This window comes from Nocardia acididurans (assembly GCF_016741815.1).
Classification (GTDB): domain Bacteria; phylum Actinomycetota; class Actinomycetes; order Mycobacteriales; family Mycobacteriaceae; genus Nocardia; species Nocardia acididurans.
Genome location: NZ_JAERRJ010000006.1, coordinates 294,639 through 314,187, shown reverse-complemented (window position 1 = coordinate 314,187; position 19,549 = coordinate 294,639). Strand labels below are relative to the sequence as shown.

Below are 19,549 nucleotides of genomic sequence, written 5' to 3'. Positions count from 1 at the left end.
CACACCCCGTCCAGCCGGACTCCCGGAATCGAACCCCTTCCCGAAGGCGCAGCTGAACTGCGGGAACAAAACACTGTCGGTCCGGTTGGTTACCTTCGAATAGGGGTGAGTGCGATCAAGACCGAGCAGAGGACGATGCGCCGCGCGCCGGAGCAACCGGCGCGCGGCTGGTTGCGGCGCTTGTGGATCCGATGCCGGGCGCATCCGGGCCTGTTGGCCGGGCTCGCGGCGGCGCTGCTGCTCGGCGGCCTCGTCACGGTGGCCGGTCCGCTGCTGGCCAAGCGGGCACTGGACGGCGCGACGGCCGGCGACACCGCGATCATCACCACCATGGCGTGGCTGCTGGTGCTGGTGGCCGTGGGCCGCGCCGCCGCCAGCTTCGCCCGGCGCATGCTCGCCGGCCGGCTGGCCCTGGACGTGCAGCACGAACTGCGCGTGGATCTGGTCCGGGCCCTGCACCGGATGGACGGGCCCGGCCAGGACGAACTGCGCACCGGGCAGGTGGTGTCGCGATCCATCTCGGATCTGAATCTGGTGCAGGGCCTGCTCGCCATGAGCCCGTGGTCGCTGCTGGCCGCCCTGCAGTTCCTGCTGTCGGCGGCCGTCATGCTGTGGCTGTCCCCGCCGCTGGCGGTCACCGCGCTGCTCATGGTGCCGGTGATGGTGCTGGTCGTGTATCGGGTGCGGCCGCGGCTGTACGCGGCCACCTGGTCGGCGCAGCAGCGGGCCGCGGATCTGGCCCAGCATGTGGAGGAGACCGTCACCGGCGTGCGCGTGGTGAAGGGCTTCGGCCAGGAGTCGCGCATGGTGGATCTGCTGGAAGGCCATGCGCGCCGGGTGTTCTCGGAGCGCATGCGGGCGGCGCGAATCGACGCCCGGTTCGGGCCGAGCCTGTCCGCGATTCCGCAGGCGGCGCTGATCGCGGTGATCACCGTGGGCGGCGTGCTGGCCTTGAACGGCGCGATCGGGGTGGGCACGTTCCTGGCGTTCGCCGCCTACGTGTCGACCATGTCGAATGCCACCCGCACCGTCGCCATGGTGGTGGTGATGGCGCAGTTGACCCGCGCCGCCGCCGAGCGGGTGCATCAGGTCATCGACAGTGCGCCCGAGCGGATCGATCCGGAGCATCCGGTGCGGCTGCCCGCCGGGCCGCTCGGCATCGAGATCGATTCCCTCACCTTCGGATTCGAGCCCGACCGCCCGGTACTGCGCGACTTCGACCTGACCGTCGCCCCCGGCGAGACAGTGGCGATCATCGGCCCAGCCGGTTCCGGGAAATCCACGCTGGCGCTGCTACTCCCCCGCTTCTTCACCCCGGATGCGGGCCGGATCACCCTGTACGGCAAGGACTCCCGCGCCGACATCGCCGACCTGCGGGCCGCGGATCTGCGCGCCGCGGTGGGCGTGGTCTTCGACGAAGCCTTCCTGCTCTCCGACACCATCGCCGCCAATATCGCGCTGGGCCGCGACGACGCCACCGACGCCGAGATCCGCACGGCCGCCCAACAGGCCGCCGCGCACGAATTCATCGAGGCACTGCCCGACGGCTACGACACGGTGGTCGGCGAACGCGGCCTCACCCTGTCCGGGGGTCAGCGGCAGCGCATCGCGCTGGCTCGCGCCCTGCTGGCGAATCCGCGCGTGCTGATTCTCGACGACGCCACCTCGGCGGTGGACGCGGTCACCGAGGCCGCCATCTTCGCGGCTCTCCCCGCCGATTCCGGTCGCACCACCCTCATCCTCGCGCACCGCGAATCGACCCTGGCCCAGGCGGACCGGGTCATCCGGCTGCCCGGTTCAGGAGTAGTCGCGGAAGGTCATGACGAAGCCGACCGCCGCCACCACGAACAGCCCGGCGAACAGCAGCAGCCGCAGCCACACGACGGACACATCGCGCACCCACAGTCCGAGCAGCATGACGGACAGCAGCATGAGCACGCCGTAGAAGGGCGTGCGCTTCGGGTGGTCGCCCAATCCCATGCCTCCGGCATACTCGCCCCGGGTGAACAGCGCATAAGCGCCGCCTTCGACGGCACGATCGCCGACCGGAAACGCACCGCGAGCGAACCCTCCGGCGACACCGACGGGTTCAGCCGCAAAACTCACCGGGTCACGGTGACACCGGCCGCAGGCGACCCGTCCGGCCGTGCTCCGGCGACGGCCGAGGCCTTGATCGATCGCGATACTCCGGCCGAGGTCCGGAAGTCGCTGGGGCGACTGCCCGCCGCGACCGAACAGCCCGGGGTCGACGACGGCCCGCTGCGGGAGTCCGATCCCGGGTTCCGGTTGCCGCGGATGTTGCGGCCGGTGCGGTGGCTGGTGGCGCTGGCGGTCGGGTTGCTGGCGGTGGATGCGCTTGTGGGCGTGGGGTTTCCGACCATCGTGCGGTATGCGATCGACCACGGGGTCAGCGGTTCGGATCAGGGTGCGCTGACGCGCGCCGCGATCGTCGGCGGGCTGCTGGCCGGGGTGGGGTGGCTGGCGGCGTCGACGGCGCTGCTGTGGGGTGCGCGGGCCGGGGAGCGGGTGCTGTACGGGTTGCGGGTGCGCAGTTACGCGCATCTGCAGCGGCTGGGGCTCGACTACTACGAGCGGGAGCTGTCCGGCCGGATCATGACGCGGATGACCACCGATATCGACGCGCTGTCGACGTTCCTGCAGACGGGGCTGCCCGATGCGCTGGTGAGCCTGCTCATGGTCGCGGGGATCATGGTGGCGCTGGTGGTGATCGACGCGAAATTGGCGCTGGTGGTGCTGGTTTCGCTGCCGCTGCTGATCATCGCGATTTGGTGGTTCCGCAGGGTGTCGAATGCGGCCTACAGCGAGTCGCGTGAGCATTCCGGCACGGTGAACGGCGATTTCGCCGAGAATGTCGCCGGATTGCGGGCGCTGCAGGCCAACCGGCACGAGCAGGCGTCGGCGCGGCGGTTCGCCGAGTACTCCGATCGCTACCGGGTGAGCAGGCTGCGGGCGCAGCGCGCCATCGCGACGTTCTTCGCCTTCGTCGGCGTGTGGGCGGATCTGGCGCTGGCGGGCGTGGTGTTCTGGGGTGCGCGGGAGGTCGCGAACGGGACGACGACCGCGGGCACCCTCATCGCCTTCGTGCTGTACCTGGAACTGCTGTTCGGGCCGATCTATCAGCTGTCGCAGCTGTTCGACGGGTATCAGCAGGCGCGGGTCGGCTTGTCGCGCATCGCGGAACTGCTGCGCACGCCGTCGTCGATCGTGCCGGATCCGGTGGACGCGCGGCCCATCGACGGCAGCCTGCGCGGTGAGGTCGTCTTCGACGATGTCCGGTTCCACTACCCGGGAACGAACAAGCCCGCGCTGGACGGCGTCAGCCTGCGTATTCCGGCGGGCACCTCGCTGGCCCTGGTCGGCGCGACGGGCGCGGGCAAGTCGACCATCGTGAAGCTGCTGGCCCGCCTCTACGACATGCCGCGTGAGCAGAGCGCCTCCGGCGACCACGCACCAGATGCGGCCGACTCTGGAATGACGCGCGGGGCCATCCGGGTCGACGGTGTCGACATCCGCGACTACCGGCTCACCGACTACCGCGCGCGGCTCGGTGTGGTGCCGCAGGAAGCTCACCTCTTCACCGGGGACGTGGCGAGCAACATCTCATTTGGCAAACCTTTCGCCACATCCTCACAAATCAGACATGCCGCCTATGCGGTCGGCGCGCTCGACTCCCTGGAGGCACTCCCCGCGGGCCTGCGCAATCCCGTCGGCGAACGCGGTCGCGGCCTGTCGGCGGGGCAGAGGCAGCTCGTCGCGCTGGCCCGCGCCGAGCTCGTGCAGCCCGATCTGCTGCTGCTCGACGAGGCCACCGCCGTACTGGATCCGGCCGCCGAGGCATCGGTGCTGGTAGCCAATGAATCGGTCACCCACGGGCGGACTTCCGTCATCGTCGCGCACCGCCTGGCCACCGCCGCGCAGGCCGATCGGATCGCCGTCGTCGAACACGGTCGCATCGCCGAGATCGGGTCTCATGCCGAATTGCTATCGGCCGACGGCGCGTACGCGCGCCTATGGGCTGCGGCACAGGCCGAAGAAGGAATATTCTCGGCTGAGGACGAGTCGTCACGAGTGGATGTGCCCGCTCGGTGGTAGGTGTGCCCACGGGCAAACAGGGGTGGGCATATCCTCAGTGGGGGCGCATCGGCGCGCAATCCGCCGATTACCCGTGCCGGGCACGTCACAAACGTCGCAGCGCGAAGAACGAAATGAGGCGAACACCTGCTGTGAGCAGCTCAACAGACCAGTTCGGACAGAACCAGTGGCTTGTCGACGAGATGTATCAGAAGTACAAGCAAGACCCCTCGTCGGTCGATGAGAGCTGGCACGAGTTCCTCGCCGACTACACGCCGGAGAACACCGGCGACACCGGCAACAGCAAGCCGGTAGCCGCCTCAGCTCCCGTCGCTCCCGCGCCCGCCGTCGCTCCCGCGCCTGCGCCCGCTCCCGCCCCGGCTCCGAAGCCCGCACCCGCCGCCGCCGCGCCTGCCCCGGCCGCCCCGGCGCAGGTGCGCGCTCCGCAGACCACCCCGGCTCCGACCTCGAACGCCGCGCCCACGGCCGGCCCGAAGGTCTCCGCCGAGGACGAGGCCAAGGTGCTACGCGGGCCCGCCGCGGCGATCGTGAAGAACATGTCGGCGTCGCTGACCATCCCGACCGCCACCTCCGTGCGGGCCATTCCGGCCAAGTTGATGATCGACAACCGTCTGGTCATCAACAACCACCTCGCCCGTACCCGCGGCGGCAAGATCTCCTTCACCCACCTGCTGGGTTACGCCATCGTGCAGGCGATCAAGTCGTTCCCGAACATGAACCGGCACTACGCCGAGGTCGACGGGAAGCCGAACGCGATCACCCCGGCGCACACCAACCTGGGCCTCGCGATCGACCTGCGTGGCAAGGACGGCAACCGCACCCTGGCTGTCGCCGCCATCAAGAACACCGAGGGCCAGACCTTCGCGCAGTTCCACAGCGCGTACGAGGACGTCGTGCGCCGGGCGCGCGACGGCAAGCTGACCACCGAGGATTTCGCCGGCGTCACCATCTCGCTCACCAACCCGGGCACCATCGGCACCAACCATTCGGTGCCGCGTCTGATGCCGGGCCAGGGCGCGATCATCGGCGCGGGCGCCATGGAGTACCCGGCCGAGTTCCAGGGCATGAGCGACGAGCAGCTCGCCGAGATCGGCATCGGCAAGCTCATGACGCTCACCTCCACCTACGACCACCGCATCATCCAGGGTGCGGAGTCCGGTGACTTCCTGCGCACCATCCACCAGCTGCTGATCTCCGACGAGTTCTACGACGAGATCTTCCACGGCATGGGTGTGCCTTACGAGCCGGTGCGCTGGCGTAAGGACATCAAGGAGCGCGGCGTCGACAAGAGCGTCCGCGTGCAGGAGCTCATCGCGGCGTACCGCAACCGCGGTCACCTGATGGCCGACACCGACCCGCTGCGGCTGGTGAAGGACAAGTTCCGTTCACATCCGGATCTCGATGTCACCCAGCACGGTCTGACGCTGTGGGATCTCGATCGCGAGTTCAATGTCGCGGGCTTCCACGGCCAGGAGCGCATGAAGCTGCGCGACGTGCTGTCGATCCTGCGCGACGCGTACTGCCGCCACGTGGGTGTCGAGTACACCCACATCCTGGATCCCGAACAGCTGCAGTGGATTCAGGACCGCGTGGAGCAGAAGCACGCGAAACCGACTGTGGCCGAGCAGAAGTACATCATGTCGCGGCTCAATGCGGCCGAGGCGTTCGAGACCTTCCTGCAGACCAAATACGTTGGCCAGAAGCGCTTCTCACTCGAGGGCGCGGAGTCCGTCATCCCGATGATGGACGGCGTGATCGACCAGTGCGCCGAGCACGCGCTCGACGAGGTCGTCATCGGCATGCCGCACCGCGGCCGCCTGAACGTGCTCGCGAACATCGTCGGCAAGCCCTACTCGAAGATCTTCACCGAGTTCGAGGGCAATATGAACCCGGCCGCCACGCACGGCTCGGGCGACGTGAAGTACCACCTGGGTGCGCGCGGCACCTACATCCAGATGTTCGGCGACAACGACATCGAGGTCTCGCTGACGGCCAACCCGTCGCACCTCGAGGCCGTCGACCCGGTGCTGGAGGGTCTGGTTCGCGCCAAGCAGGATCTGCTCACCAAGGAAGACATCGTCACCAAGGGTGAAGAGGCGCGGACCTTCTCGGTCGTGCCTTTGATGCTGCACGGTGACGCGGCCTTCGCCGGTCAGGGTGTCGTCGCCGAGACGCTGAACCTGTCGGTGCTGCGCGGCTACCGCACCGGCGGCACCGTGCACATCGTGGTGAACAACCAGATCGGCTTCACCACCGCGCCGGAGTACTCGCGGTCCACCGAATACTCCACCGACATCGCCAAGTTCATCGGTGCGCCGGTGTTCCACGTCAACGGCGATGATCCGGAAGCCTGTGTGTGGGTGGCCAAGCTGGCCGTCGACTACCGCCAGCGCTTCAACCGCGATGTCGTGATCGACATGATCTGCTACCGCCGTCGTGGCCACAACGAGGGCGACGACCCGTCGATGACGCAGCCGCACATGTACGACGTGATCGACACCAAGCGTTCGGTGCGCAAGGCGTACACCGAGTCGCTGATCGGTCGTGGCGACATCTCCATGAAGGAAGCCGAAGACGCCCTGCGCGACTACCAGGGTCAGCTGGAGCGGATCTTCAACGAGGTGCGCGAGCTGGAGAAGTACTCGCCGGAGCCGTCGGAGTCGGTCGAGGACGAGCAGCAGCTGCCCGCGAATCTGGTTACCGCCGTGGACAAGACGGTGCTGCAGCGGATCGGCGACGCGTTCGTCAATTCGCCGGCCGACTTCTCGGTGCATCCGCGCGTCAAGCCGGTCATGGAGAAGCGCCGCGAAATGGCCTACGAGGGCAAGGTCGACTGGGCCATGGCCGAGTTGCTGGCCTTCGGCACGCTGATCGACGAGGGGCACGCGGTGCGTCTCACCGGTCAGGACTCGCGTCGTGGCACGTTCTCGCAGCGCCACTCGGTGATCATCGACCGCAAGACGGGCGCGGAGTACACGCCGCTGCACAACATCGGGTCGAAGAACCCGGGCTGGTTCGCGGTGCACGATTCGGCGCTGTCGGAGTACGCGGCGGTCGGTTTCGAGTACGGCTACTCGCTCGGCAACCCCGACGCACTTGTCCTGTGGGAAGCGCAGTTCGGTGACTTCGTCAACGGCGCGCAGACCATCATCGACGAGTTCATCTCCTCCGGTGAGGCCAAGTGGGGTCAGCTCTCCGAGGTCGTGCTGCTGCTGCCGCACGGTCACGAGGGTCAGGGTCCCGACCACACCTCGGGTCGTATCGAACGATTCCTGCAGCTGTGCGCCGAGGGTTCGATGACGGTGGCGGTTCCGTCCACCCCGTCGAACTACTTCCACCTGCTGCGCCGCCACGCCCTGGACGGCATCCGCCGCCCGCTGGTGGTCTTCACTCCGAAGTCCATGCTGCGCAACAAGGCCGTGGTCTCCGATATCGAGGACTTCACGGACAACAAGTTCCGCACGGTGCTCGAGGAGCCGACCTACGAGTCGGGTGACGGCGACCGTTCGAAGGTCAAGCGCGTGCTGCTCACCTCCGGCAAGATCTACTACGAGCTCGCCGCCGAGAAGAACAAGAACAAGCGCGACGACGTGGCGATCGTCCGAGTCGAGCAGCTCTACCCCATCCCGAAGTTCCGCCTCAACGAGGCGCTCGAGGGCTACGCCAACGCCACCGACCTCGTCTGGGTCCAGGAAGAACCGGCCAACCAGGGCGCCTGGCCCTTCTTCGGCCTGAACCTCCCGGAGATCCTCCCGGCCCGCTTCAACAAGCTGCGCCGTATCTCCCGCCGCGCCATGTCGGCCCCGTCCTCGGGTTCGTCCAAGGTGCACGCGGTGGAACAGCAGGAGATCATCGAGGAAGCCTTCTCGCCCACGGCGTAAGGACTCCCCGAGCTTCCGCACGGGGCCGGATCTTTCCCAAAGATCCGGCCCCGCGCCGCGTTTCACGTACCTTCCAACAGGTGACAAACTCCGCCGCACCTGACTCCGATCACGAACAGTTCAGCCGTCAGCGGGAAGCCCTCACGAGACTCGAAGGGCTGGATCATAATCCGTTCCTCACCCCGATCGAGCTGATCAGAACAGCCACCGATACCGGCAGCACCGAGTGAGAGGAAATGCCCGTAATGCATGAAGCATTACAGATATGCTTCATGCATGGCCGAGAACAAGACCACCATTACGACTCGTCCGACCACACGCGACGAGCTACAGACGCTAGCCAAGCCCAATGAGTCGCTGGACGCGGTTATCAATCGATTGATCGGCCACTACAAGTCAACCCAGACCCGAAACCGGCTGGCCTGGGAAGCCCGCATCGCCAACGATCGCCAGAATGCGAGTGCCGTCGCATGGGCCGAGCGCCAAGCTGACCGACTCGTCGATCGACTCGCTCAGAGGCAGGCGGCGCGCGAATGAGCATTGGTTACGTCCTGGATTCCACCGTCCTGCACGCTTACGCCCATGGGGACCCGAACGTATCGAATCTGATCGCAGTTCTCGCCGGTCGCGACGTCAGAATGGCCGTACCACTTCTCGCCCTGTCAACGGCGTTGACCGGGCTGTCGGAGGACCAGCGAACGCAGATCAACGGCGTGGTCGACAACCTCGGGTGCATCCAGATAGCCGGGCTGACGACCACCGACGACGCAGGCGAACTCGCCGATATTCAATCCGCTGCAAACGATCCGATCACCCTACCGGCCGCTCATACAGTCGCGGTGGCTCGCTACCTGGACTGGGAGATCATCACCACCAACCGGGAACACTGGGCAGAGACCGAACAGCGGCTCCCGTTCTCGGTGAGCCTGGTCGAGTTCAGCGAAGACTAGCGCGTCACCAAAGGTTCCCTCCGGAACTTTCGTCGAGGCGCTTAGTGGTTCGCGCGGCCGCCGTCCACGGGCAACGATCACGAGCTCGACCGCGGCGCGGCGGACCCTCCCCCTTTTCGGGGGTGCACCGGGTGTGACGCAGATTACTACCGTGTACGCACCCGGCGCGATGAGGGCGCCGGGGTTTGCGAGAGAGTGAGACCCACGGTGACGACCACGAAAGACAACACGCCACCGGAAGCGCCGGAGCGGCCTACCAGTCTGCGGCGGGTGGCGGCGGCGAGTTCGATCGGCACCACGATCGAGTTCTACGACTTCTTCATCTACGGAACCGCTGCCGCGCTGGTGTTTCCGAAGGTGTTCTTCCCCGCGGCCGATCCCTCCACGGCGACCCTGGCCTCGTTCGCGACCTTCGCGGTCGCCTTCTTCGCCCGGCCGGTCGGCGCGATTCTGTTCGGGCACTTCGGGGATCGCATCGGCCGCAAGCGCACCCTGGTGTGGACGCTGCTCATCATGGGTTTCGCGACCGTCGCCATCGGTCTGCTGCCCGGCTACGACTCCGGCGTATTCGGAATGTTTCCGGGCGGCATCGGCATCTGGGCCCCGGTGTTCCTGGTGGTCCTGCGCTTCCTGCAGGGGTTCGCGGTCGGCGGGGAATGGGCGGGTGCCACACTGCTCACCGCGGAGTACGCGCCACCGGGCAAGCGCGGCTACTACGCGATGTTCCCGCAGCTCGGTCCCGCGTTCGCGTTCTTCCTGTCCAGCGCCACCTTCCTGATCGCGAGCCGCACCCTCGGCACCACCAGTGACACCTTTCTGAACTACGGCTGGCGGATTCCCTTCCTGCTGTCGTTCGCGCTGGTCGGCGTGGGACTGTGGGTGCGGCTGGCCGTCGCGGAAACACCGGTTTTCCGAGATCGCGTGCGCGACACGGCCGTTCCGGCGGCGCGCAGCCTGCCCTTCCTGGACGCGGTGCGCTACCAGCCGAGAGAGATCCTGATCGCGGCGGGCGCGCTGACCAGCCTGTTCTCGCTCTTCTACACGGGCACAGCGTTTCTCACCAGCTACGGCGTCGGCACCCTGAAACTGTCCCGGGACAGCATCCTGGCCATGGGCATGGTCGCCGCGATCGTATTCGGCCTGGCCACCGCCGCTTCCGCGCTGTGGTCGGATCGGGTGGGCCGCCGCCGCGTCATCATGGTCTCGTGCGCCGCCGCGGTGCCGTGGACCCTGGCGCTGTTCCCGATCCTCGATCTCGGCGGTCCGGTCGCATTCGCCGTCGGCCTGTTCGGCACCCTCGCCATCTTCGGCATCGCCTACGGCCCGGCGGGCGCGCTGCTGCCGGAGATGTTCCAGGCCCGCTACCGCTACACGGGTGCGGGCATGGGATACAACCTGGCGGGCATCCTCGGCGGCGCCCTGCCGCCGCTGGTCGCCACCAAGCTGCTCGCCGGTCCCGGCTCCGTGTGGGTGGGCGTGCTGCTGGCGACGTTGTCGGTGATCAGCGTGGCGTGCACCCGGCTGATAGTGGAAACCAAGGACCGCACCATCGACGCCTGATCGCCCGGGTCCGGAGACCAGCGACCGCATCCGATCGCCGACCGCTCGACCAGCGACGAACAGCCGGTGGGCCGAAACCGGCAGAGAGCTAGTGTGAAGGTGTGCGGAGGCAGGTGGAGTCTGCCTCCGCACGCCTGGTCACGGAGCTACGCGAGCGCCAGGGCTACGCGGTGTTTCTCGTTGTCGATGGCCACGATTCGGACCGAGAGGGTTGCTCCTACTTCGGGTTCGGCGTTCCAGTCGGTCCACACGTTCCGGTGGAGCAGGCCGTGGATGCCGGGGGCTACTTCGAGGAACGCACCGAACGGGACTACTTCGGCCACCGGGGCTTGCAGGGTTGCGCCGATGTCGTGGGCGGTGCGGAAGTTGTTCCAGGATTCCTGGGGGACGCCAGGGTGAGTCATGTTTCTCCTTCGATATCCCTTGGGCAAATGTGTTGCGGTAAGCGGGGATTCGAGAGGAGGGGCGGGCCGCGGGGCCGCCCGGGGGTCACCGGTCGGCCGGGGAACCGTTCTGTGTGCGGCGTAGAGCCGACCCGGCAGTCACGGTTTTTACGATAGCCGATTCTCGTGAGATCGGCCTCGCCCGGATCTGATTGTGAGAAGGGCAACGGGAGGTGATGCCGTGTTTGCCCTGATCAGCGGCCTCGGCTTACGATTTTGCGGCACGCCGAGTCCGGGGGCGGCTCAGACCTCAACAACATCTTTCGAGGAGTGCCGTGCATCCGAGAATTGCCGCCGATCTACGTCAGCTGCCGGTGACCTATGCGTTGATCGCTGTCAATGTGCTCGTCTACTGCGTACAGCTGGTTTATCCGCCGCTGGTCGACCTGTTCGCCACGGTTGGGCGGGGTTATCTGCACGACGGCAGTCTGTATGTGTACGACGGGAATTCGCGACCCGGGTACATGCCGGTAGGCATCGCCTTCGGCGACTGGTATCGCCTGCTGACCGGCAGCTTTCTTCACCTCGCCCCCGGCGAGGGCGTCGGCGCGACCCATATCGCCTCGAACATGTTGTGGCTGTGGCTGTTCGGGCGGGCCATCGAGCCCATCACCGGGCATGTCCGAATGTTGTTGCTGTACATCGGTTCCGCCCTCGGCGGCGGGCTCATGGTGTACTGGCTGGCTCCGGACACGCCGACCGTCGGCGCATCGGGCGCGGTCTACGGCCTGTCCGCCGCCTTCGTCATCCTGAACCTGCGCAACCGCAACGAGCGGGTCTCCGCCGGCGCGCTGGCGGGGGTGTTCATCGTGTGGCTGATCATCTCGGCCTACGTCACGTCCTGGCAGGCCCACCTCGGCGGATTCCTGACGGGCGCGGTGATCGCGGGGATCCATCTGGCCGTCCAGCCGCGAACCCGCGTCTCCGGCAAGGACTTCACGCCGCCCTGGCATCCGGACCGGATCTGACGCCTGCCGCCCGGCGGTCCGGCCGCCGTTCGCGTCACCGGATTCATGCCTAGGACACGGCGTTCATGGTGGGGTCGGCGAGGAGGACGGTGTTGCCGCCCAGGCGTTTTGCGCGGTACATGGCGGTGTCGGCGCGTTGCAGGAGGAGGTTGGGGTCGGTGGGGGTGGCCTCGACGGCTACGCCGATGCTGGCGGTGAGGTGGGTGTCGTCGGGGAGAGGTTGGGTGGCTATGGCGCGGCAGAGGCATTCGGCGGCGGCGCGGGCGGCGGCGGGGGCGAGGCGGGCGACGACGACGAATTCTTCGCCGCCGGAACGGGCCAGCAGGGTGTTGCGGTCGGCGGCGGCGCGGAGGCTGTCGGCGGTTTGGACGAGGATGCGGTCGCCGGTGGGGTGGCCGAAGGTGTCGTTCACCGATTTGAAGCGGTCGAGGTCGATGACCATGACGCACAGGGGGGTCGGGTCGGTGGAGGCGAACCAGCCGGTGAGGTAGTAGTCGAGGCCGCGGCGGTTGAGGAGCATGGTTAGCGGGTCGGAGAGGGCGTCGGTGCGCTGCAGCCAGTAGCAGAACTGGAGGGCGGGCAGCACCACCACGAGCGCCGCGATCATGATCAGGACGAGGGACAGGGCGAGGGCGGTGTCACCGGAATCGGCGAGCACCATCCGCAGACAGAGCGCCAGCGCCGCGAGCATGGACCAGGCGACGTGGGCGGCCAGCACCCGGGGGCCGTGGAAGAGGGTCAGGTAGCCGCCGGTGGCGACCAGTTGCAATGCGCCGACGGCGCCGTAGACGGGGTTGGCGACCATGGCGCACGCGGCGAAGATGACCAGGTTCGCGGTGGCCAGCAGCACCAGGGATTCGGTGTGGCCGGGCCAGGGCCGCAGCCACCAGCGCAGCGCCCACAGGCCGGCCACGGCGGCGATGACGGCGTAGAGGATATTGCCGAGGAGACTGTCCGGGCCGACCGCGGTGAACCAGGTGAGGAGCGCGTTGAGGAACATGACCGCGCCGCCGCAGCCGATCACGATCTTCATCGGGCGCAGCGCGTAGTGGGTGTCGAGGGTGTGCACGAGCCAGCAGTAGTCGACAGGGTCCTGCCACCAGGTTCGCAGCAGGCTGCGCCTGGGTTGCCCGGAAGCCAGTACGACCGACAACGACCATCCCCCTTCAGTTCGAGTGCATTCACGCGCTGTAGAACATCTGGGACGAATTCCCGCCAAGCCACCCCAGTGTAGGTGTCACGAGTGTTTACAGCATCCTGGCAGCGACTTCCCCGCGGATCCAGTACACGGCCCGCCATATCGACAATTCCGGCCTCCGGGCCTGAATCCCACACTCACTGACGCTATGTCGAGTTAACATACGGCCCGTCAGCAGCGGTGCCGGATCAGCGCCGCCGACACGCGCACCTAGGACTCGATATGAGCTACACCCTCGTGATCACCAACGGCACGATCGTGGACGGCACCGGAGGGGAGCCGTTCACCGCCGATCTCGCCGTCACGGACGGACGCATCGCCGCCCTCGCGAAACCCGGCGAACTCGCCCACGCCGAAGCCGAAACCACCATCGACGCAACAGGATTGGTGGTGACGCCCGGATTCGTGGATATCCACACGCATTACGACGGGCAGATCACCTGGGATCCCATGCTCACGCCGAGCTGCTGGCACGGCGTGACCACCGTGGTGATGGGCAACTGCGGAGTCGGCTTCGCACCCGTCACCGAGGACAAACGCGACTGGCTCATCGGATTGATGGAGGGCGTGGAAGACATTCCGGGAGCGGCACTTTCGGCGGGCATCCGGTGGGCGTGGCAGTCCTTCCCGGAGTATCTGGACGCACTCGACGGGCTGCCGCTGGCCATCGACGTCGGCACGCAGGTGCCGCACGGGGCCGTGCGCGCCTACGTGATGGGTGAGCGCGGCGCGAAGAACGAGGCCGCGTCAGCCGAGGACATCGCCGTCATGGCGAAGCTCGTTCGGGAGGGCATCGAGGCTGGGGCACTGGGCTTTTCGACCTCACGCACCCTGGTGCACCGGGCCGTCGACGGCGAACCCGTCCCCGGCACCTTCGCCGCCGAGGACGAACTGTTCGCCATCGGGAAAGCCCTCGCGGCGGCGGGCAGCGGCGTGTTCGAACTGGCCCCGGCGGGCATCATGGGCGAGGATCTCGCGGCACCGGACCGGGAACTGGACTGGATGCTGCGGTTGGCCGAACTCACCGGCCGCACAGTGAGTTTCGGCCTGCTGCAACACGACGGCGCACCCGACGACTGGAAACGGCTGCTGGACACGGCAGGTCGCGCGTTCGAGGCCGGAGTGCCGCTGCGCCCCCAGGTTTCGGCGCGACCGCTCGGGCTGCTCACCGGATTGCAGACCTTCCACCCCTTCTCGTTCCGGCCCAGCTACCTCGCAGCGGCCGCGAAAGCCGGGGACGATCTGGGCGCGCTGGTCGCCGCGCTGCGAGATCCACAGGTGCGCAAGAGCATTCTCGCCGAAACCGATGTACCGGACAGTCCGCTGGCGGCCATGGCGGCGTTCATCGGACTCGGGCTGGACCGCACGTTCGTGCTCGGCGATCCACCGGAGTACGAGCCCGCGCCCGATACCAGCCTGGCGCACGCCGCCCAGAGCGCGGGACGCGAACCATTCGAATATCTTTATGACCTCTTGCTGTCCGAAGGCGGCCGGGCCCTGTTCTTCCGCCCGCTGCTGAACTATTCGGCGTTCACCCACGATCCGATTCGCGAAATGCTGCTGCATCCGGCCAGCGCGGTGGGCCTGGGCGACGGCGGCGCGCATGTCGGGGCCATCTGCGACGCCTCCAACACTACGTTCCTGCTCACCCATTGGGCGCGGGATCGCGCACGCGGGCAACGGATTCCGCTGCCGCTGGCGGTGCGCAAGATGACCAAGGACACCGCGGACATGTACGGGCTCACCGATCGCGGCGTGATCGCGGTCGGCAAGAAGGCCGACCTCAACGTGATCGATTTCGAGAACCTGCGGCTGCTCCCGCCCGCGATGGCCTACGACCTGCCGGGCGGGGCGCGGCGACTGTTGCAGCGTGCCGACGGGTATCGGGCCACCATCGTGTCGGGACGGGTGGTGTTGCGCGACGGCGAGGATACGGGGGCGCGGCCGGGGGCGCTGGTGCGCGGGGGCCGCTGACCGAGGAGCGCGCGGGAGAGGTAGGCGGCCCGGCCGGTTCACAACCGGCCGGGCCTTTGTCGTTCGGCATGCCACTGCGGTGAGAGGGCTCACAGGTCGGGGGCACGGGCTTGTTCGGCGATCCTCCGCGCCGTATATTCCGCCTGGAATATTTGGCACGGAGGAATGGAGCGCACAGTGTCCAGGAAGCAGGCGGGTCCGGCGCTCACGCCGCTGGCCATCGCGGTACTCGCACTGCTCGCGGAGAACCCGATGCACCCGTACGAGATGTATCAACTGCTCATGAACCGGCACGAGGACGAACTCGTGAAGGTGAAGCCCGGGTCGCTGTACCACACGGTGGCGCGCCTGGCCGAGCAGGAACTGGTGGTCGCGGAGGGTACGAATCGGGCCGGTAACCGGCCGGAACGCACCACCTACCGGATCACCGACGCGGGGCAGGAAGCCCTGCTGGCGCGCGTCACCGAGATCCTGCGGCAGCCGGTCAGGGAGTACCCGATCTTCGATGTGGCGCTGGCCGAGGCGCACAATCTGCCTGTGGACGAGGTGGTCACGCTGCTGCGTGAACGCGTCACCTGGATCGAGGGCCGAATCGCCGAATACGAGGCGATCCGGGCGGTGGCCGCGAGCCGGGAGGTGCCGCGCCGCTACTGGGCGGTCATCGACTACGCCACCGCCCGCACCCGCGCCGAACTGGAGTGGCTGCGCGGCTTCATCGACGAACTCGCCACCGGCGAATTGCCTTGGGAAGCATTCGATCCCGTCACCGGAGAACGCGTGGAAACCTGTCAGCCCAGTAGGGGCCACGACTGGGGCGCGGGTCTCACGCAGGAGGACATCGCGGCGGTCCGGAGAGGTGGTGCCGGATAAACCTCCAGCCCCCCAGCCGTTTTCCGAGCGTTCGCCGATAGCGGTCACCGTGATCGCGGTCGGCACCCATACGAGATAGGACCCGTATTACATGTCCACCCAACGCAATCCGTGGCTCGCGCTATACGCGCTGGTCGTCGGATTCTTCATGATCCTGCTGGATATGACCATCGTCGCGGTGGCGAATCCCGCGATCATGAACGACCTGCACGCCGACATCAACGCCGTCATCTGGGTGACCAGCGCCTACCTGCTCACCTACGCGGTGCCGCTGCTGGTCACCGGGAGGCTCGGAGATCGCTTCGGCCCCAAGAACATCTATCTGCTCGGCCTGGCCGTGTTCACCGCCGCCTCGCTGTGGTGCGCCATGTCGGGCAGCATCGAGATGCTGATCGCGGCGCGTGCCGTGCAGGGTCTCGGCGCGGCGCTCATGACACCGCAGACCATGGCCGTCATCACCCGCACCTTCCCGCCGGACAAGCGCGGCGCGGCCATGGGCCTGTGGGGCGGCGTCGCCGGTCTGGCGACCCTGGTCGGCCCGATCCTGGGCGGCTTCCTGGTGGATTCGCAGGGCTGGGAGTGGATCTTCTACATCAACGTGCCCATCGGCATCATCGCGTTCGCGCTGGCCGTGTGGCTGGTGCCGACGCTGGACACCCATCAGCACAAGTTCGATCTTGTCGGCGTCGCACTGTCGGCGGCCGGCATGTTCCTGCTGGTGTTCGGCATCCAGGAGGGCAATACCCGCGATTGGGACGGCCTGATCTGGGCGATGATCATCGCGGGCATCGTGGTGCTGGGCCTGTTCGTGGTGAACCAGGCGCGCAATACCGAAGAGCCGCTGGTGCCGCTGAGCCTGTTCAAGGACCGCAATTTCGGGCTGTCCAGCCTGGCCATCGCCGCCATGGGCGCGGCGGTGACGGCGACCTTCGTGCCGTTCTACTTCTACCTGCAGCAGGTGCACGACCTGTCGCCGACGCGGTCGGCGCTGGTGCTCGCGCCCATGGCGATTCTGACCGGCGTGTTCGCGCCGATCATCGGCAAGCTGTCGGACAAGCTGGCCCCGCGCATCCTGCCGACCATCGGTTTCGCGGTGTTCGCGGCCACCACCTTCGGTTTCGCGGTGCTGATGAAGCCGGACGCTTCGATTGCGGCGTTCCTGGTGATCGGCGGTATCGCCGGTATCGCCAATGCCTGCATCTGGGCTCCGCTGGCCACCACGGCCACGCACAATCTGCCGATCCAGCAGGCCGGTGCGGGCGCGGGCGTCTACAACACCACCCGGCAGGTCGGTTCGGTGCTCGGTTCGGCGGCCGTGAGCGCGCTGCTGTCGGCGCGTATCGCCGCGCAGCACCTGCCCACCGACGGCCCGATCGGTGAGGGCACCGGCGGCGGCAGCCTGGCCAACCTGCCCGCCGAGGTCCGCGACCCGATCCTGGAGAAGATGAGCACCGCGCTCAGCCAGTCCATGTATCTGCCCGCCGCGATCCTGCTGATCGGCGTGGTGGCCTCGGCGCTGTTCGTGGGACGCCCGCACTCCGACAAGGGCGAAGCCGGGGAACTGGCGAAGGCGAGCGCCGCGCACTGAGTTGGAGGCGAAGGCCCCCGCACGAGCAGGAGGCGACGGTCTCCGCACGAGCAGGAGGCGACGCCCCCGGGCCGAGAGCGCATCGGTAACTTTCGCCGCGACCCGGCGCGGGACACCTGTGTTCCGCGCCGGGTCGTTTACTGTGTTGCCGCGTTCGTCCACCGTTCTCCGGCCGAAAAGACTGGGAGAGTTCCGATGTCAGCGACGCTGTCGTCAGGTTTGGTCGCACTGGGTTCGGCGGCATTGAGTTTGGCGGACACCGTCACCGCCATCGCCGCGAACATCACGTTCATCCTGAGCGCCTTCGGACTGCTGTGAACTCCCCCGGCTCGAAGAAAGGAACCGCGATGCGCGGACCCGTGCGTGCGGCGCTCATCGCCGCGGCGGCACTGATGTCGACCCTGCCCGGCGCGGGCGCGAGCCACGCCACGCCCGAGAATCCGCCACCGGTGTGCACGGTCCCCACCGACCTGGCCGAGCGCCGCCTGATCCTCTACGGCAGCACCCCCGGCGTTCCGAGCGCACCCAACGGGGATTCCCTTGTGCTGGTGCGCTTCCCGTCCGCCGACCGGCTCCAGTACATCGTGGTCGGCACCGGTTCCTGGCAGGACAGCGACTACACCTACAGCTCACCCGAACCCGGCACAGCGGTACTCACCGGCAGGCAGACCACCGCCGGCAACCCGGTCGACTACACGCTGACCCTGACCTGCCGCACCAACGACACCGGCGACTACCGCTACGAAGCGTCCAGCGCACCGGCCGCCGGTTCCGAGCACACTGCCGTCTACCGATTCACTCAGCCGCACTGAGGAATCGGAGGAAGCTCCCCCACTGCGCGGGCGTGAAGTACAGCTCCGGCCCGCCGGGGTGCTTGCTGTCGCGGATGCCGGTGGAATCGTTGCCGTGGTAGACCTCCACGCACTGCTTCGCGCCCTCGGATCTGCTCGACTTGTACCACTCGCCTCTGATCGGCTTCCTCACGCTGCGTACTCCTTCGCAACTCGAAACACCAAGTCGCTGGTGTCCTCTTCGGTCAACGCTACTGCGCGAAGACCCTCGATCGCCCGCTGATATTGGCCCACTTCGTCTTCGTGCTCATGGAACATGCTGCCGATCGCCCCCTCTACAAACACCACGGACGGCAAGGTCAACCCGCTTGCCCCAATCGCGAATCGCAGCAACGTAAATGAGTGGATCGCCAGACCTGGGTGCGGGCCCACTGCGAAGGGGACTATACGGATGCTCACGTTCTCCCGGTCTCCTGCCGCCGCCAGCGCACGCAGCTGCTCCACCATGATCGCAGGGCTACTCGGCCTGTGTCTGAGAACCGATTCGGACAGCAAGACTTCCAGCCGGAAGTCGGTCTCCTCCAGTCGGACCTGCCGCTGCGCGGTCAGTTCGAGTCGGCGCTCGAGATCGACCGTTGACAGCTCAGGTTCGCTGATCTGAATGATCGCGCGACGGTAGTCGGGGATCTGAAGCAAGCCGGGAATCACCAACATCTGGTGCGACACAATGTGCTCAGCCGCAGATTCGAGACGTAGAAACTTGGGGAAATTCGGGGCGATCTGGTCGGTGTACGCCCTCCAGAACCCCTTCGAATTCCCCTGCACCTTGGCAACTTTGTCCTGCTCACGAATCTCCGCCCACAGCCGCAACGCTTCCGCTGACGCGGTCCGATCAGCTTTGTACTGGTCGAGCAGCACGTGGATGTGCAGGGTGCCGAGCTTGGTGGGTAAGCCGTCCTCCATACGCATGACCGTCTGGCGAGAGACTTCCAGGTGTAGCGCCGCAGCGAGAATTGTCATATCCGCGCGGGTTCGCAAACCGCGCATTACGTTTCCAAAATCCATGCGAGAGACCGTCGACCCGGCCATTTCTTAGCCTCGCTATCTGGGGAGTGTCTACGGTGAACATGTCCGCACTGGACGCCCAAGAGCTTTCACCAAATATACTGCGCCGAAACAGCATTCAGGCCATTTTGGATGTCAGCGGAATGAC

At 67.1% G+C, this 19,549-nt stretch carries 16 protein-coding genes; 12 read left to right on the top strand and 4 right to left on the bottom strand.

The window, feature by feature from the left end:
• Window positions 1–135: 135 nt before the first annotated feature.
• The 6 genes from JK358_RS17385 (at window position 136) to JK358_RS17360 (ending at window position 10,504) form a co-directional block, all read left to right on the top strand.
• The gene (locus JK358_RS17385) at window positions 136–4,113 is read left to right on the top strand and encodes an ABC transporter ATP-binding protein (protein ID WP_201948938.1); all 3,978 of its coding nucleotides are present in this window, start codon (window positions 136–138) and stop codon (window positions 4,111–4,113) included.
• A gap of 113 nt (window positions 4,114–4,226) precedes the next feature.
• Window positions 4,227–7,994, top strand: a complete 3,768-nt coding sequence (locus JK358_RS17380) for a multifunctional oxoglutarate decarboxylase/oxoglutarate dehydrogenase thiamine pyrophosphate-binding subunit/dihydrolipoyllysine-residue succinyltransferase subunit (protein ID WP_201948734.1) — start codon at window positions 4,227–4,229, stop codon at window positions 7,992–7,994.
• An 80-nt stretch (window positions 7,995–8,074) separates the two neighbouring features.
• Complete coding sequence (locus JK358_RS17375; protein WP_201948733.1) at window positions 8,075–8,224, top strand: hypothetical protein; 150 nt, start codon at window positions 8,075–8,077, stop codon at window positions 8,222–8,224.
• Window positions 8,225–8,270: 46 nt separating this feature from the next.
• Complete coding sequence (locus tag JK358_RS17370; protein WP_201948732.1) at window positions 8,271–8,531, top strand: hypothetical protein; 261 nt, start codon at window positions 8,271–8,273, stop codon at window positions 8,529–8,531.
• Complete coding sequence (locus tag JK358_RS17365) at window positions 8,528–8,944, top strand: hypothetical protein (RefSeq protein ID WP_201948731.1); 417 nt, start codon at window positions 8,528–8,530, stop codon at window positions 8,942–8,944. Before JK358_RS17370 ends, JK358_RS17365 begins: the two co-directional genes overlap by 4 nt.
• A 207-nt stretch (window positions 8,945–9,151) precedes the next feature.
• Window positions 9,152–10,504 carry an MFS transporter gene (locus JK358_RS17360; protein ID WP_307817577.1) on the top strand — a complete coding sequence of 451 codons (1,353 nt, stop codon included), beginning with the start codon at window positions 9,152–9,154 and terminating at the stop codon, window positions 10,502–10,504.
• 146 nt (window positions 10,505–10,650) lie between these two features.
• Here the strand turns inward: JK358_RS17360 and JK358_RS17355 are convergent, their stop codons facing one another.
• Window positions 10,651–10,908: a S1 RNA-binding domain-containing protein gene (locus JK358_RS17355; RefSeq protein WP_201948730.1), complete on the bottom strand. Its 258-nt coding sequence runs from the start codon at window positions 10,906–10,908 to the stop codon at window positions 10,651–10,653.
• 314 nt (window positions 10,909–11,222) lie between these two features.
• On the opposite strand from JK358_RS17355, the gene JK358_RS17350 reads away from it, so the two are divergent.
• Window positions 11,223–11,915: a rhomboid family intramembrane serine protease gene (locus tag JK358_RS17350; RefSeq protein ID WP_201948729.1), complete on the top strand. Its 693-nt coding sequence runs from the start codon at window positions 11,223–11,225 to the stop codon at window positions 11,913–11,915.
• A 49-nt stretch (window positions 11,916–11,964) separates the two neighbouring features.
• Here JK358_RS17350 and JK358_RS17345 read toward each other — a convergent pair whose 3' ends face one another.
• Window positions 11,965–13,068 carry a GGDEF domain-containing protein gene (locus JK358_RS17345; RefSeq protein WP_232851410.1) on the bottom strand — a complete coding sequence of 368 codons (1,104 nt, stop codon included), beginning with the start codon at window positions 13,066–13,068 and terminating at the stop codon, window positions 11,965–11,967.
• Between the two features lie 267 nt (window positions 13,069–13,335).
• Between JK358_RS17345 and JK358_RS17340 the strand changes: the two genes are divergently transcribed.
• The 5 genes from JK358_RS17340 (at window position 13,336) to JK358_RS17325 (ending at window position 18,357) form a co-directional block, all read left to right on the top strand.
• A complete protein-coding gene (locus JK358_RS17340; RefSeq protein WP_201948728.1) occupies window positions 13,336–15,087 on the top strand; it encodes an N-acyl-D-amino-acid deacylase family protein in 1,752 nt (583 codons plus the stop codon).
• Window positions 15,088–15,264: 177 nt separating this feature from the next.
• Window positions 15,265–15,957, top strand: coding sequence for a PadR family transcriptional regulator (locus JK358_RS17335; RefSeq protein ID WP_307817576.1), 693 nt, complete (start codon window positions 15,265–15,267; stop codon window positions 15,955–15,957).
• A 91-nt stretch (window positions 15,958–16,048) separates the two neighbouring features.
• Window positions 16,049–17,545 (top strand): DHA2 family efflux MFS transporter permease subunit, encoded by a 1,497-nt coding sequence (locus tag JK358_RS17330; RefSeq protein ID WP_201948726.1) that lies wholly within the window; start codon window positions 16,049–16,051, stop codon window positions 17,543–17,545.
• A 195-nt stretch (window positions 17,546–17,740) separates the two neighbouring features.
• A complete protein-coding gene (locus JK358_RS40035; RefSeq protein WP_269811838.1) occupies window positions 17,741–17,863 on the top strand; it encodes a hypothetical protein in 123 nt (40 codons plus the stop codon).
• Window positions 17,864–17,892: 29 nt separating this feature from the next.
• On the top strand, window positions 17,893–18,357 hold the full coding sequence (locus tag JK358_RS17325) for a hypothetical protein (RefSeq protein WP_201948725.1): 465 nt from the start codon (window positions 17,893–17,895) through the stop codon (window positions 18,355–18,357).
• Here JK358_RS17325 and JK358_RS17320 read toward each other — a convergent pair.
• Entirely contained in the window at window positions 18,341–18,529 is a 189-nt protein-coding gene (locus JK358_RS17320; RefSeq protein WP_201948724.1) for a DUF397 domain-containing protein, read from the bottom strand. The genes JK358_RS17325 and JK358_RS17320 overlap by 17 nt on opposite strands.
• Window positions 18,526–19,401: a DUF5753 domain-containing protein gene (locus tag JK358_RS17315; protein WP_201948723.1), complete on the bottom strand. Its 876-nt coding sequence runs from the start codon at window positions 19,399–19,401 to the stop codon at window positions 18,526–18,528. Before JK358_RS17315 ends, JK358_RS17320 begins: the two co-directional genes overlap by 4 nt.
• Between the last annotated feature and the right edge of the window lie 148 nt (window positions 19,402–19,549).